We start from the raw sequence: 12174 nt of genomic DNA on the forward strand, positions 1-12174 counted from the left end.
AAAAAACAACGAGCGCGTTCTACAACACTCGTTGTTTTTACTTTATGCACGATTTTCTTTTAACCACTTCGTAATCGCATCTAACCTCGAAACATCAAAACGTCTTTCTTCACACACATTCAAATTTTTTGAGTTTCTCACTATTTCTAATTCATTATTTCTTACACTTTTCGCCTCAATTAATTTACAATACCCATCTGTAACAGTATTTAAATTTTCATAATAACGCTGAAACGATTTTGATATATGTAAATGTTTTTCAAAGTTTCTTCTTCTTTTCGTCTCATCAGATACTTTCCGCTTTCTAAGTTCTTCATCGTTCGTATATAAATAAAAATATTGATCCGGAAAACCAATTTCCCTATTTATCATCTTTTCTTTATAAAAATTTTCTATTAAAGATAATGGCTGATTAAATATACCAAAATGAAAGCACCAATTATAACTAAGTGGTTGATATATATCCCCATCGAGTATTACTAATTCATATTGCTCTGACTTCTGAACAGCTATATTCCAGCGCTCAACTTGTTTTTCAAAATACCATGTTCTATGTTCATTTTTTGGCCTTTCAAATAAAGAATTCACTTCAGGTATTATATAAGCACCATAATTCTTTTCTAATTCACTGCACGTGGTACTTTTACCAACAGCGCTTGCTCCCTCAAATGCTATTATCCCCATAGTTTCCCCCTCTTTCATTAACTAAAATTTCGTTGTTTCGCTTTTCTTCCCCATAACTTTCTCCATAAAACAATTGAAGCGATAGTGAGCATGATTGTTGTAATGATACTACCTTCAATTCCGAACGTGCCTCCATGCAATGTTGCTGGTCCATTTGTTATAGACTTAAAAATTGGAGTAGAATATACAGTTGTGCCACTAACTGCAAAGCCATATACATTATATTGAGCCCAGTTCCAAATTGAGTGCCATGCACATATTCCCCACAGACCATCTTCTTTCAATACGTATAAAGCTGCGAAAACACCCACTAATATTATATTCGATATAGATAATATTGTAATTCCCGGATTAAGTAGATGAAGAAATCCAAATAAAAATGAAGTTACAATTATTCCAACCCATATACGACTTCTAACAGAAAGAACCGGAAATAACCAACCTCGTACAATAATTTCTTCCGTTGCCCCCTGTATTAAAAATGCAACTAGAGATCCTACTATTCCTACTATTACTGTTGAGGTAATATGTTGTACTTGCAATTTCACACTCCCCATTAATAATAGTAGAATAACTGGCGTTGAAATAAATACAAACCCTATTAACGCACCTTTTAAATACTTTCTCATCCATTTCTCTTTCCAAAAGCCAATGGATGAAAAAGGTCTTTTTTCTACAAAACGAACCCATATAAATAAAATAAATATAGCTCCGCCAAACGTTAACACCATTCTAACATTGTCATAAATACCTTTCATGAATATCGTTTCAGCTTTTGGTAAAAATAACATAAATAACATAAAAAGTTCGCCTAAAGTCAAAAATATAATGGCTAATATTACAGCAAAGACTGGATGCACCTTTTTTCTCCCTGCTTTTGCTGCTTCAATTATTATAAATGAATTATTTTTCACTTTCTTTTCTCCTTTTATAATATTTAACTACCAACAGTTAACAACCATATTTTACCATAAAAAATGCAATATTAATATTTACTCTAAGTTTTTCTTACATGATTTTGCATAAATCCAAATTAGGAATAATATATAAATAAAAGAGGTGCCTTTGTGCCTTTACTATTATCACCCAGATTACTCAGTGGTATTACCAGCACTTGCTATTTCCAACCATTTGTTGTAAGATAGTAATTAAGGTCAATTTAACACTATATTTTCTTTGCATATTATCAAGTATCAATCAGGGACATTTTGTATTCCTTATGGGTTTTTGATAATATGTGAACTTTTATTTTCATTCAAATAAGGCCGATCATATTGTAATTTTTCTACTTTTAGGAGGCATTACCATGACATTAACAGGTAAAGTAAAATGGTTTAACAGCGAAAAAGGTTTCGGTTTCATCGAAGTTGCAGACGGTAACGACGTATTCGTTCACTTCTCAGCTATCACTGGCGACGGCTTCAAGTCTCTTGACGAAGGTCAAGAAGTTAGCTTCGAAGTTGAAGAAGGTAACCGCGGACCTCAAGCTAAAAACGTTGTAAAGCTATAATTCAAACAATAAAAAGGTTGTTACCAGCAAGGTTAACAACCTTTTTAATATATAACTAAAATTTTTTACATAAAAGGAGTGGTTACATGTATCGCAATCGAAAGAACGATGTAGCAGAAGTACCACCAGAACAAACCCCTGTTTGGGAATGTGAATCAGAGGATTGTTTAGGATGGATGAGAAAGAACTTTTCATTTGAAGAAGAGCCTAAATGCCCTTTATGTAAAAGTAGCATGAAAAGCGGAGAACGTTTATTACCTAAATTAGGTTAATTTATAATAAAAAAAACCTCTTTTAATTAAGAGGTTTTTTTTATTATAAATTTATGTCCTCAATATCAGTTCGTACTATAGAATACAATAATGCATCGTGTTGCTTATTTCCTTGATGAATATATCCACGCAATAGACCTTCCTTTTGGAAGCCAATTTTAGATAACATTCTACAAGAAGTATCATTTTCAGGATATGTAATAGCTCCAATTCTAAACAAACCTAAATCTTTAAATCCATAATCAATAATTTCTCGAGCTGCTTCCGAAGCGTAACCATTTCCCCAATAACGAGGATGCAGATCATATCCAATCTCAGATCGTTTACTCCATAATTGTAAATTGTTTAGTCCAATTGTTCCTATTAAAACGTTCGTTTCTTTTAACACAATTCCCCATCGTATTGCCTTTTTCTCAAAGTAATTTTTTGAAAAAGATTCGATCATACGTGAAGCTTGTCCAAACTCCGTAAAAGAATTCATACCGTAATAACACGTCACTTCATCCAATGAAAAGATTTCATATATTTTTTGACAATAAGATTGTTCTATTTCAACTAAACGTAAGCGTTCTGTTTCTAATATAGGAAATGCCATAGGATCATTCCTTTCTCTCTACTCATTCATTATATCAGAAAAAATATGTATAATTAGTAAAGTCCTTATTGTTCCATAAGTCAAACATTTCTAATGGCGCATTCCCTCTTTATTCTATATACACGAATTGGATACCTTCTGATTGCGACTCAAACATGACGCTATAATTTTCATAAATCAAATTTTAAATTATCAAGAACTGTAAAGAATTTGTTCCTTCATTTTTTCCTTCTAAACAACCACCCTAACCCATACATTTATGGTAAAATATAGTTAATCCATTTTACGCTATGGAGGTGTAAAAATCTATGTATATATTCATCGGCTTATCCCTCTTACTCATATTACTTATTTTTTTATTCGCAAAAAAATTCACACCAAACTCATTCATGATGACTAGCTTTAAAGGCAATAGCTTTAAGACATTTTCAATCGGTATTTTAATCGCTGCCATACTCTCACTTTCATATGGAACTTATCATGCAGTAACATATCAACCTAGTTATTTAGATATTAAATTAAAAAATCAAAACTATACTGTTTTCGGTAATGTAGGCGAATTCGGTTATTTCTCCGAAGAATTATTAAAAAAAGATACAGAAGTACAACTATATTTCGTCTCTTGGAAAACAATAAAGTTAAAAAATCCGGTAATACTTATAGAATATCCTTCAGGAAAACAAGAAACATGGAAGTCAAATATCGTATCAATACCGGTAAATAAATTACAAGAAAAACTTGATATAAAAGATATTTATCAACTATCACCGTATTCATTTAAAGAGTCTGGAGAAATAATATTAACAATAAAAGAAAACAATGCAAAAAACAATACAATTTCCATTCAAATAAAATAAATAAAAACTGTTCCTCCATTTTGCTGAAGGGACAGTTTTTATTTATTCTACAGTATTATTTATTTAATGTATCCATTATTTCATTGGCTATATTCTTTCCATTTCCAATACACGCACCAATTCCAACACCATAATATGAGGCACCAGCTAAATATACATTTGGATAAAGATTCGTCATTTTTTCTTGTAATGCTTGAACCGCTTGATTATGTTCTAAATGATATTTCGGCATTAAATCTTTCCAATTTGTAACTTCAACTACTTCTGGTTCACCTTTAATTCCGAGACTCTTTTCAATATCATATAAAGCGACTCGTACTAATTCTTCTTCACTGTAATTCTTGATTGTTTCATATACCGGATTGGTACTCTTATAAAACATTCTAACTAATAATTTTTGTTTACCCGATGTATGTTTCCACTTTCGACTTGTCCATGTACAAGCATCACAATGTAAATCACTGTTTTCCGTTACAATAAACCCCGTACCATCAGCTGGTAGTTGTTCATCTAGTATGTCAAATCCTAAATAAATACTTATAAGAGATGAGTTTTTAAATGTATTAAACTGCTCATTTAACTCATTAGACTGTAATAAAGTTTGTGCAATATCATGTGGAGCTGCTAAAACAACATAATCAGCTTGTATTGTTTCATGATTTGCAAAAGAAATCTCATATCGATCTTCTTGTTTACTTACAGCCGTCGTTATAGCACCTTTTTTTACGACAGTTTCAGTCAGCACTTCTTCTAAGCGATTAATTATCGTAGATAGTCCACCTTTAAATGATACGAATTTTTTATTTCCTGCTGATTGAAATTGTTTTTTATTCTCTTCAAAACCTTTAATAATACTTCCATACTTATTTTTATAATCCAGTAAATACGGTAATGTAGATGCCATTGTAAGCTCATTCAATTTACCAGAATATACACCTGAAAGCACAGGAGCAATTTGTCTTTCCACTAACTCTTTCCCTAAAAAGCTTTCTAAAAATAAAGCAAGTGATGTATCTTTCGTAAACTCTTTATTTTTCGTTATGAAATCTTTTAAAGCTACGATTTTCCCCTTCGTTGAGACTAGCGTACTGCTAAACAACGACTGGGCGCTCATCGGTATCCCAAATATAGTATCAGAAGGAATCGGATGTAACATGTTTTCAGAATATATGTAAGAAATACCCGTTTCATTATATACCATTTCATTTTCTAAATTTAAATCTTTTACAAGTGGCATAACGTGTTCATTACGAGCAACGATTGAATCCGCCCCTGACTCCATAATGAAATCCTTTTCTTCCACACTATGGATTTTACCACCTAAATACTCTTCTTTCTCAATAAGAATTAAATTTAAATCGATATTATAATCCTTTTTTAATTTTTCTAAATAAAACATAGTAGAAAGTCCCGTTATACCTCCACCGATAACAACAACTGTTTTCATATGTGCTGCGCTCCTAACCGATACAATTAATAATTCCTTTTTATTATAACCAAAAGTCCTTATATTCGACTAGCAAGTTGCGCATTCTGTAAGAAATTAGACAATATATTTTAATATATTTTCAAATTACCTAATAAAAAAGAACTATAACATTTACAAACCCCGTCATAGTTCTCTTTATTTTAAAAACATAAAGTAATTGATTAATTTGTCTAGTTCTTGACTCAATGCCAATACTTTTTCATGTTGAATTCCATAATCCGATACTAAATATAAAAGTTCTTCTTTTTTTATTTCAATTACTTTTTCCAATTTCGCTAGTTCCATGTCGTTTTACATCTCTCCAAAAATAAAATGTATGTATTTCAGTATAGCCTACTTACATAATTAGTAAAAGTAAAATACGCATGTAAAATCTTACATATTTGAAAAAATAATATACTACTAACAAAAAAAGAAACTAGATTAAACATCCTTTTACAGATCATTAACGTTCATTAAGAATGAATAACATAACGGAATTTTTCTAATGTGATATCTTTATAATTTGGAGCTCTCTGTATATGATTAAAATAACTATATGAGAATTTAAATACATGACCAAAATCCCAATCGAATTCACTATAGTCTTTTATCCAAAATATATTTTCAGTTGGTAAAATATTTGCACGTTTAGATTGAATTAAAGGTAATCGATCTATAGGTGAGTGTAAAGTTATTTCCGTATTCAGCTTGAGCTTTTGGCTAGCTCTTAGTACGTATACTAGTTTTAACAGCGGACGTATCCCTCGTTGAAATATATCTATATGTCCTAAATCGTACATTATATTAATTGCGTGGGAGTATGTAAGCAAATGCCCAATTAAATCATGATGTGATTCCGCTCGATAAATACTATTAAATTTCGATAACTCATTTAAAATGAACTGAGATACTTGTGTTGGATTACTCAATTCACTTTGTATCTCCTCTTCAAAACTTAATTGTTTTACTTCTTTCGTCGTATAACCAATCCACGATCTACCTGGAATTGTTTTTCGAAATGATAAAATAAGAGTAGTAATCCCTTCAATTGCTTGATTATCACCCCATTTTTGTAGCTCTTTCATAGCTAATAAACTTAATGACGCATAAATGACGTTATGCCCCACCCAATGAAGCTCATCAATCGTTTGTTCTAAAGATTTTATAATCATATTTTCCGCAATTTTAAAATCTATTTCTTTTTTATCATCAATCATCTCACCAATTTTTTTCTTGTTCAGCATCATCCTTGTTTGCGAATACATATTACGAGCTGTTTCTTCATCAATATTATTATCTTTCATAAAAAAATAACTAGCAATTGCAGCTGCTCCAAAATGTGCATGCCAAATATCATTTGTTTCTTTTTTACATTGAGAAATAATTGAAAGACCGCCTTTCAAAATACTTTTTTCCATTTTCTTTCTCCCCTATTAAAAATCACTATATTTTCATCCTAAAGATGGTGTCAGTACAAATAAAATGTGATTCGATTCATCACTTTTATTCAAAAATCGATGCTTCACATTCGGTGGAATACGTACAACATCGCCTTCTTCTAAATAATATTCTTTTCCCTCCAATTCCACATACACTTCCCCTTTCATAATAACAGCAATCTCTTCCTTATCTTCATGGGAATAATGGCTTTCTGTTGTGTTTGCTCGTTTATTTAAATCCATCATTAACATTTCAATACGTGCTTTCATAAAATCAGGTGTTAATACATCATATACAATGTGATCATTGTTTTCCCGATATACTTTTTTTCGATCTTTTTTCTTAGAAATGAGCGAATCTGTATCGATATCATTAATAAAAAGTGTAAACAGCGGTACATTTAATGCTTTTGCAATTAACTCCAAAACATTTAAAGAAGGATTAGCATGTCCTCTTTCAATTTGGCTAATTAGTGATGTACTAATTCCTGCATAATCAGCGAATTCACGAATTGTCATATTATTTTTCTTACGATAACTTAATACTGTTTGTCCAAGCCTATCATGTATCATAGTAAAACTTCCTTTCATCCATCATAATGCATATTTCATTGTCTTTGTGCTGACATACTAAACAAAGGCAAATAATCCTTTCCTATTATCTCCGGGACTTATATACTTACCTTTGTACATTATATCGTATTAAGTTTATTATAATAAACACTCTATAGGAGGGACAAACTTTGAAATCACCTATTCTTTCATATTTCATCTTATTTTTTGGTGTATTCGCCTTATCAACTTCAGCAATTTTTGTAAAATTGGCAGATGCTCCTGCGACAATCATTGCTTTTTACCGATTATTCTTTGCCACACTGATCCTGTTACCGTTATTACTATTTAATAAAAATAGTCGAAATGAGCTAAAAACTTTAACGAAAAAACAATGGACATTCGGATTCATATCTGGGCTATTTTTAGCTGCACATTATGTACTATGGTTTGAATCATTACAATATACTTCTGTAGCAAGCTCTACAGTTATCGTAACGTTACAACCTTTGTTCTCAATGATTGGTGGTTATTTTTTATTTAAGGAAAGATTTACGAAAGGAGCGGTTATTGGTTGCCTCATCGCTATTTCAGGTAGTATCATCATTGGCTGGCAAGATTTCCAAATTAGTGGAGAAGCTTTATATGGAGATATTTTAGCATTTATTGCTGCCGGTATCATTACTGCTTATTTTTTCATTAGCCAACACGTTCGTAAAGATTTGTCACTTATACCCTATTCAGTAATTAGTTATGGAAGTAGTGCTGGCTTTCTTGGCATATTTGCTTTCACGCAACAAGAATCTTTCATCCATTACTCTACACAAACTTGGTTGTGCTTTATTGGATTAGCTTTCATTGCTACAATTTTAGGACAAACCATTTTTAATTGGTTATTAAAATGGATGAGTGCTACTGTAATTTCAATGAGTATTTTAGGTGAAACAATTGGCACTTGTATACTAGCGTACTTTATATTACATGAGACCATTTCTTTACAACAAGGACTAGGAATTACCGTTATTTTTATTGGTTTAGTATTATTTTTATTGCAGCCAAGTTCTAATAAAAAAGCATGACAGTATACTGTCATGCTTTTAACTATTCATTATGTACAATTAAACCATTCGGTCTAAAACGACTCATCATAATTTCATTAATAAACTTTCCATGAGCTTTCAAATTCCCTATCTTTACTCCCTCTTCTACAAATCCAAATTTTTCATATAAAGCTTTTGCTTTTGGATTCGTTTCTAATACACCTAGTTCTACTCTCTCTAACATTAACCAATTATCAGCCAAATCAAGCATCTTCGTAAGAAGTGCTCTCCCAATTCCTTTATTATGATGTTCACTGTCTACCCCAATGAATAAATCGCCTGAATGAGATCTTCGGCCCGGACTTTGTGTTAAACCTACAAACCCAACAACTTCTCCATCATATTCTGCAACAAATTCAAATTGATTTGGTGCTAAATTTCGAATTCTATTTTCCATAGCCTCTACACGCATGCTAGGTAAGAAAACCATATACGGTAAAACGTCATCCTGTATACATATACGATGAATTGCTCTAGCATCTTGTATTTCTACTGCTCTAACGTTGATTCCCATCTTTCTCTCCTCCATATAAATAACAATATATTTGTGTGTATTCTAGAAACGTTCACGAATGACCTTCTCGCCCGGATTTCTTTATGTCATTTTTACATAATTATTTCGATATAATACTTAATTTCCAAAAAGATTAAAGACTATATGGATATGGATTTGGTTAACTTTTCACCTTGTTATATAAATCAAGCAAATTTTCAATCAAAATACCATTTAGTTTCATGCCGACTATATCACAATTTTCTATTTCAATATTTTTCAGATTACTATTACTTATAGTGCTACATTCCAAATCACATTTATCGAATACAATAGGTTCCTTCTCATCTCCAAGACTTGTATTTTTAAATTGCACTCCACCTAAAGTCACCAAATTAAATTTACTACCAGAAAGATTTAAATCTGCATATGATGACCATCTAAAATTTATATTTCTAAACTTGGATTGACTTACATTACAATTACTCATATTCATATTCATTATATTGCTACCAACAAATGAACTGTTTTTTAAATTCACTTGATAATACTCTGTATTTGCTAAATTACAGTTTTCGTATTGACTATTTTTCATATCTTTATTTGTAACTACACTCGCTTTGTTTGAGCTTGTTTTTATTCTTTTCACGTAACAATACTCATCTTCCGATTCAAAAATCATTTGGTAACCCATCTTTTTATAAAAGTGATGATTGTTAATTTGTCTACTAGATGTTTCGAGATCCCAAATCTTTATGTTCGGATATTCCTTTTCTATTAATTTCATAACATGTGATCCAATTCCTTTTCCTTGATAAACAGGATCTACAAAAATACGATCAATTCGACCGTACGACTTACCAGAAATCGTAACTATTATCCCTCCGATTATTTCTTTATCCATTACAACTTTGAAAGAATCCAATTCTTCAATGGAATATTCCATCATTTCAACTGAAGAATATCCTGGCGGTTGAATGTTATAATCAATGACATCATCTTGGCCATATAGCCATTGTTTTGCTTCTGCATCAAATGTTCTTTTCATTATTTCTGTTAATTTCTCAGCATCTAAAATTGTAGCTTTTTCTATAGATATTTTCGTCATTTTCGTTTTCCCCTTCATTATTACAAACCAACCATTTTTGTGAATGGCATAATTATCAATTCACTTTTGTTTTTAATGCTTTTCCCATTATTACATATGGAACATCATTTTTACTTGGATGAAATGGTTCTAATACATTTACCCAATCTAATCTTTCATATAACGAACGTGCTTTTTCATTGTTTATTTGTGTTGTTAAAACACTCGTTCTATTTGGAATCCCTTCTAGTAATTCATTATGTAATTTCGTTCCAAGACCTTCATTTTGATATTCTGGGTGGACTGCTAACTCTACAAATTCAAAACAATCTTGTAACCATTCGTCTACTTGCTCTAGATGTAACGCTTCTCTCATTAATTGATTATAGTACTGTCCCTCCATTGAGCGATAACCATAAGTAAAGCCAACTACTTCATTTTCATCATTTATTGCTACTATACCTTTAAAACCTGTATATTCTATATGCCTATTCATTCGCTCGATCATTTCATTGAAATTTGTTTTTTCAAATACTTTACAATACAATTTTGCCATATTCCCAATTAAGATCTCATCTTTTTCAATGCTTACGAATTTCACTTTATTCCCCCTATTAAAACATTTATATCCTTAAATTCTTAAAAACAAAGAAAATTAACACTAATCACTCTCTTTTCTATTAAACTACAAATCACCCTATATTTTCCACGATTACTTAATATTAATGAATAATAAAAAGAGACCATGTAATATAAACATGTTCTCTTCTTTTATTCATTTTCAATTTTATCCCGCTATTTGCCGGGCAGTAAGACCCCCACCTCAAAATTCAGCGAAAGCAAAGAAGTTAGGTGGGGGTCGGGCTAATAATCAGCGGGGGCTGACACCCCACTGATTAAAGTTTCACTTTATATAATTAAAAATTAGATATTACTTAAGCCACTCATTGCAAGTATTACTTAACTGCTGTAAATCTTCTATAAATTGACTCGCATCATATCCATCACAAACCGAATGATGTACTTGCAATGAAACTGGTAGCATAACCTTGTTTCCTTCGTTAAAATATTTCCCACAAGTTATAATTGGCAATAGAAAATTTTCATCATTATTAATATTAAGATTAAATCCAGTAAAACTAGTCCAAGGTATGCTAGAAATCGGAAATACATTAGGCGGAATATTTTCTTTCGTGAAAAGACCATGAACACTAGCATAGTATCTCATATCGTCTTCATACTTTTTATAGAAAGTGCGGAAATCACTTGAATAATCCGTCCATATACTTGAAAAAGACTTATCATCTTTATGAAAGATTGTATAACTCGGTATCATTTCCTCCCAATAGCCTAAAACTCCTTCATCGTTAAAACATGTTCGAAATTTTTTATGATTATTTACTACTCTAGAAATTAAATATATAAAAACGGGATAAAATTTTATTCCCTTTTGATATACTTCCTCTAATAAAATCGTGATATCAACATTCACAGTCATACTAAATGTACATTTCAACTTAAAATAATGCTCAAAATACCGCTCTCTATTCCAATCTTCTCTATCAATTACATGAAACTTCATTCTAATAGCCTCCTAAAATTTTCTTTTTATTTTAGAAGGCTAATTCCCTTGCTCTTACCATACTTGTTCACTCCTAACAGTTTACAACTCACCCTAATTATTCATTTAATTATATAACATATGTAAGAATCAATTCACATATTTCTGGAAATCCATCCACATACTATAGATAAATCAAATGAAATTTGGAGGATACATACATGAATAACAAAAATATGAATAAAAAAGAAAATGTTACTGAAAACACTACATCTATTCAAAATAATAATACTGCAAATCTTACTATCGAAGAACAAGCAATGAACGGCTTATACGGGATGCCCGAAACAACAATTGAAGATGCTGATCACGCTGCAGCTGATGGTTTGACTTCAAAAAATTAATTAACTACATTGAAAAAAGCCAAGGAAAATTGAAGTGACCCCTAAAAGTTAGACACGGTTATTTCATTAGGCAGCTTGATAAAAATGAGTCCGGTATTGCACCGGGCTCATTTTTAATTTTGCCTTTATCCGTTTTGTATTGTAATAAT

General features: G+C 31.1%; 17 protein-coding genes. 5 read left to right on the forward strand and 12 right to left on the reverse strand.

Annotated elements, in window-relative coordinates; all coding sequences use genetic code 11:
- Positions 1 to 42: 42 nt before the first annotated feature.
- Together ACTFRM_RS28960 and ACTFRM_RS28965 are read right to left on the reverse strand one after the other, a co-directional pair.
- A complete protein-coding gene (locus ACTFRM_RS28960; protein ID WP_025689403.1) occupies positions 43 to 702 on the reverse strand; it encodes an AAA family ATPase in 660 nt (219 codons plus the stop codon).
- Positions 702 to 1598, reverse strand: a complete 897-nt coding sequence (locus ACTFRM_RS28965; protein ID WP_322373113.1) for a CPBP family intramembrane glutamic endopeptidase — start codon at positions 1596 to 1598, stop codon at positions 702 to 704. Before ACTFRM_RS28965 ends, ACTFRM_RS28960 begins: the two co-directional genes overlap by 1 nt.
- A gap of 392 nt (positions 1599 to 1990) precedes the next feature.
- Between ACTFRM_RS28965 and cspD the strand changes: the two genes are divergently transcribed.
- Positions 1991 to 2194, forward strand: coding sequence for a cold-shock protein CspD (cspD, locus tag ACTFRM_RS28970; protein WP_000176366.1), 204 nt, complete (start codon positions 1991 to 1993; stop codon positions 2192 to 2194).
- An 86-nt stretch (positions 2195 to 2280) separates the two neighbouring features.
- On the forward strand, positions 2281 to 2466 hold the full coding sequence (locus ACTFRM_RS28975) for a cold-shock protein (RefSeq protein WP_000286203.1): 186 nt from the start codon (positions 2281 to 2283) through the stop codon (positions 2464 to 2466).
- A 43-nt stretch (positions 2467 to 2509) separates the two neighbouring features.
- Here ACTFRM_RS28975 and ACTFRM_RS28980 read toward each other — a convergent pair whose 3' ends face one another.
- Complete coding sequence (locus tag ACTFRM_RS28980) at positions 2510 to 3061, reverse strand: GNAT family N-acetyltransferase (RefSeq protein WP_000885396.1); 552 nt, start codon at positions 3059 to 3061, stop codon at positions 2510 to 2512.
- 308 nt (positions 3062 to 3369) lie between these two features.
- Between ACTFRM_RS28980 and ACTFRM_RS28985 the strand changes: the two genes are divergently transcribed.
- Positions 3370 to 3918, forward strand: coding sequence for a hypothetical protein (locus ACTFRM_RS28985; RefSeq protein WP_322373112.1), 549 nt, complete (start codon positions 3370 to 3372; stop codon positions 3916 to 3918).
- A gap of 55 nt (positions 3919 to 3973) precedes the next feature.
- Here ACTFRM_RS28985 and ACTFRM_RS28990 read toward each other — a convergent pair whose 3' ends face one another.
- From ACTFRM_RS28990 to ACTFRM_RS29005, 4 genes are all read right to left on the reverse strand, one after another.
- Positions 3974 to 5365 carry a protoporphyrinogen oxidase gene (locus tag ACTFRM_RS28990; RefSeq protein WP_048538736.1) on the reverse strand — a complete coding sequence of 464 codons (1392 nt, stop codon included), beginning with the start codon at positions 5363 to 5365 and terminating at the stop codon, positions 3974 to 3976.
- A 177-nt stretch (positions 5366 to 5542) separates the two neighbouring features.
- Positions 5543 to 5692, reverse strand: coding sequence for an aspartyl-phosphate phosphatase Spo0E family protein (locus ACTFRM_RS28995; RefSeq protein ID WP_000417698.1), 150 nt, complete (start codon positions 5690 to 5692; stop codon positions 5543 to 5545).
- 170 nt (positions 5693 to 5862) lie between these two features.
- The gene (locus ACTFRM_RS29000; RefSeq protein WP_000415694.1) at positions 5863 to 6807 is read right to left on the reverse strand and encodes a hypothetical protein; all 945 of its coding nucleotides are present in this window, start codon (positions 6805 to 6807) and stop codon (positions 5863 to 5865) included.
- 33 nt (positions 6808 to 6840) lie between these two features.
- The gene (locus ACTFRM_RS29005) at positions 6841 to 7401 is read right to left on the reverse strand and encodes a helix-turn-helix domain-containing protein (protein ID WP_000581032.1); all 561 of its coding nucleotides are present in this window, start codon (positions 7399 to 7401) and stop codon (positions 6841 to 6843) included.
- 170 nt (positions 7402 to 7571) lie between these two features.
- Here ACTFRM_RS29005 and ACTFRM_RS29010 point away from each other — a divergent pair, with 170 nt between their 5' ends.
- Entirely contained in the window at positions 7572 to 8459 is an 888-nt protein-coding gene (locus ACTFRM_RS29010; protein WP_000841810.1) for a DMT family transporter, read from the forward strand.
- Positions 8460 to 8481: 22 nt separating this feature from the next.
- On the opposite strand, the gene ACTFRM_RS29015 is transcribed toward ACTFRM_RS29010, so the two are convergent.
- The 4 genes from ACTFRM_RS29015 to catA all read right to left on the reverse strand — a co-directional run bounded on the left by ACTFRM_RS29015 (position 8482) and on the right by catA (position 11642).
- Positions 8482 to 8994 carry a GNAT family N-acetyltransferase gene (locus ACTFRM_RS29015; protein ID WP_322373111.1) on the reverse strand — a complete coding sequence of 171 codons (513 nt, stop codon included), beginning with the start codon at positions 8992 to 8994 and terminating at the stop codon, positions 8482 to 8484.
- Between the two features lie 160 nt (positions 8995 to 9154).
- The gene (locus tag ACTFRM_RS29020) at positions 9155 to 10099 is read right to left on the reverse strand and encodes a GNAT family N-acetyltransferase (protein WP_002025165.1); all 945 of its coding nucleotides are present in this window, start codon (positions 10097 to 10099) and stop codon (positions 9155 to 9157) included.
- 37 nt (positions 10100 to 10136) lie between these two features.
- Positions 10137 to 10661 carry a GNAT family N-acetyltransferase gene (locus ACTFRM_RS29025; RefSeq protein WP_322211088.1) on the reverse strand — a complete coding sequence of 175 codons (525 nt, stop codon included), beginning with the start codon at positions 10659 to 10661 and terminating at the stop codon, positions 10137 to 10139.
- A 330-nt stretch (positions 10662 to 10991) separates the two neighbouring features.
- Positions 10992 to 11642 (reverse strand): type A chloramphenicol O-acetyltransferase, encoded by a 651-nt coding sequence (gene catA, locus ACTFRM_RS29030; RefSeq protein WP_322373110.1) that lies wholly within the window; start codon positions 11640 to 11642, stop codon positions 10992 to 10994.
- 200 nt (positions 11643 to 11842) lie between these two features.
- Between catA and ACTFRM_RS29035 the strand changes: the two genes are divergently transcribed.
- Complete coding sequence (locus ACTFRM_RS29035) at positions 11843 to 12025, forward strand: DUF4021 domain-containing protein (RefSeq protein ID WP_001060658.1); 183 nt, start codon at positions 11843 to 11845, stop codon at positions 12023 to 12025.
- A 66-nt stretch (positions 12026 to 12091) separates the two neighbouring features.
- On the opposite strand, the gene ACTFRM_RS29040 is transcribed toward ACTFRM_RS29035, so the two are convergent.
- Positions 12092 to 12174 (reverse strand): IS3 family transposase (locus tag ACTFRM_RS29040; RefSeq protein WP_144465893.1); only part of this gene is annotated, 83 nt, incomplete at its 5' end.

This window comes from Bacillus cereus group sp. MYBK227-1, assembly GCF_051916325.1.
GTDB classification, from domain to species: Bacteria; Bacillota; Bacilli; order Bacillales; family Bacillaceae_G; genus Bacillus_A; species Bacillus_A cereus.

What these genes read in the sequence shown, in the direction of transcription:
- catA (WP_322373110.1), bottom strand. Translation starts at nt 11,642, where the DNA reads ATGAAGTTTCATGTAATTGATAGAGAAGATTGGAATAGAGAGCGGTAT.
- ACTFRM_RS29015 (WP_322373111.1), bottom strand. Translation starts at nt 8,994, where the DNA reads ATGGGAATCAACGTTAGAGCAGTAGAAATACAAGATGCTAGAGCAATT.
- ACTFRM_RS28960 (WP_025689403.1), bottom strand. Translation starts at nt 702, where the DNA reads ATGAAAGAGGGGGAAACTATGGGGATAATAGCATTTGAGGGAGCAAGC.
- ACTFRM_RS29035 (WP_001060658.1), top strand. Translation starts at nt 11,843, where the DNA reads ATGAATAACAAAAATATGAATAAAAAAGAAAATGTTACTGAAAACACT.
- ACTFRM_RS28990 (WP_048538736.1), bottom strand. Translation starts at nt 5,365, where the DNA reads ATGAAAACAGTTGTTGTTATCGGTGGAGGTATAACGGGACTTTCTACT.
- ACTFRM_RS28975 (WP_000286203.1), top strand. Translation starts at nt 2,281, where the DNA reads ATGTATCGCAATCGAAAGAACGATGTAGCAGAAGTACCACCAGAACAA.
- ACTFRM_RS29020 (WP_002025165.1), bottom strand. Translation starts at nt 10,099, where the DNA reads ATGAAGGGGAAAACGAAAATGACGAAAATATCTATAGAAAAAGCTACA.
- ACTFRM_RS29005 (WP_000581032.1), bottom strand. Translation starts at nt 7,401, where the DNA reads ATGATACATGATAGGCTTGGACAAACAGTATTAAGTTATCGTAAGAAA.
- cspD (WP_000176366.1), top strand. Translation starts at nt 1,991, where the DNA reads ATGACATTAACAGGTAAAGTAAAATGGTTTAACAGCGAAAAAGGTTTC.
- ACTFRM_RS28980 (WP_000885396.1), bottom strand. Translation starts at nt 3,061, where the DNA reads ATGGCATTTCCTATATTAGAAACAGAACGCTTACGTTTAGTTGAAATA.
- ACTFRM_RS28995 (WP_000417698.1), bottom strand. Translation starts at nt 5,692, where the DNA reads ATGGAACTAGCGAAATTGGAAAAAGTAATTGAAATAAAAAAAGAAGAA.
- ACTFRM_RS28985 (WP_322373112.1), top strand. Translation starts at nt 3,370, where the DNA reads ATGTATATATTCATCGGCTTATCCCTCTTACTCATATTACTTATTTTT.
- ACTFRM_RS29000 (WP_000415694.1), bottom strand. Translation starts at nt 6,807, where the DNA reads ATGGAAAAAAGTATTTTGAAAGGCGGTCTTTCAATTATTTCTCAATGT.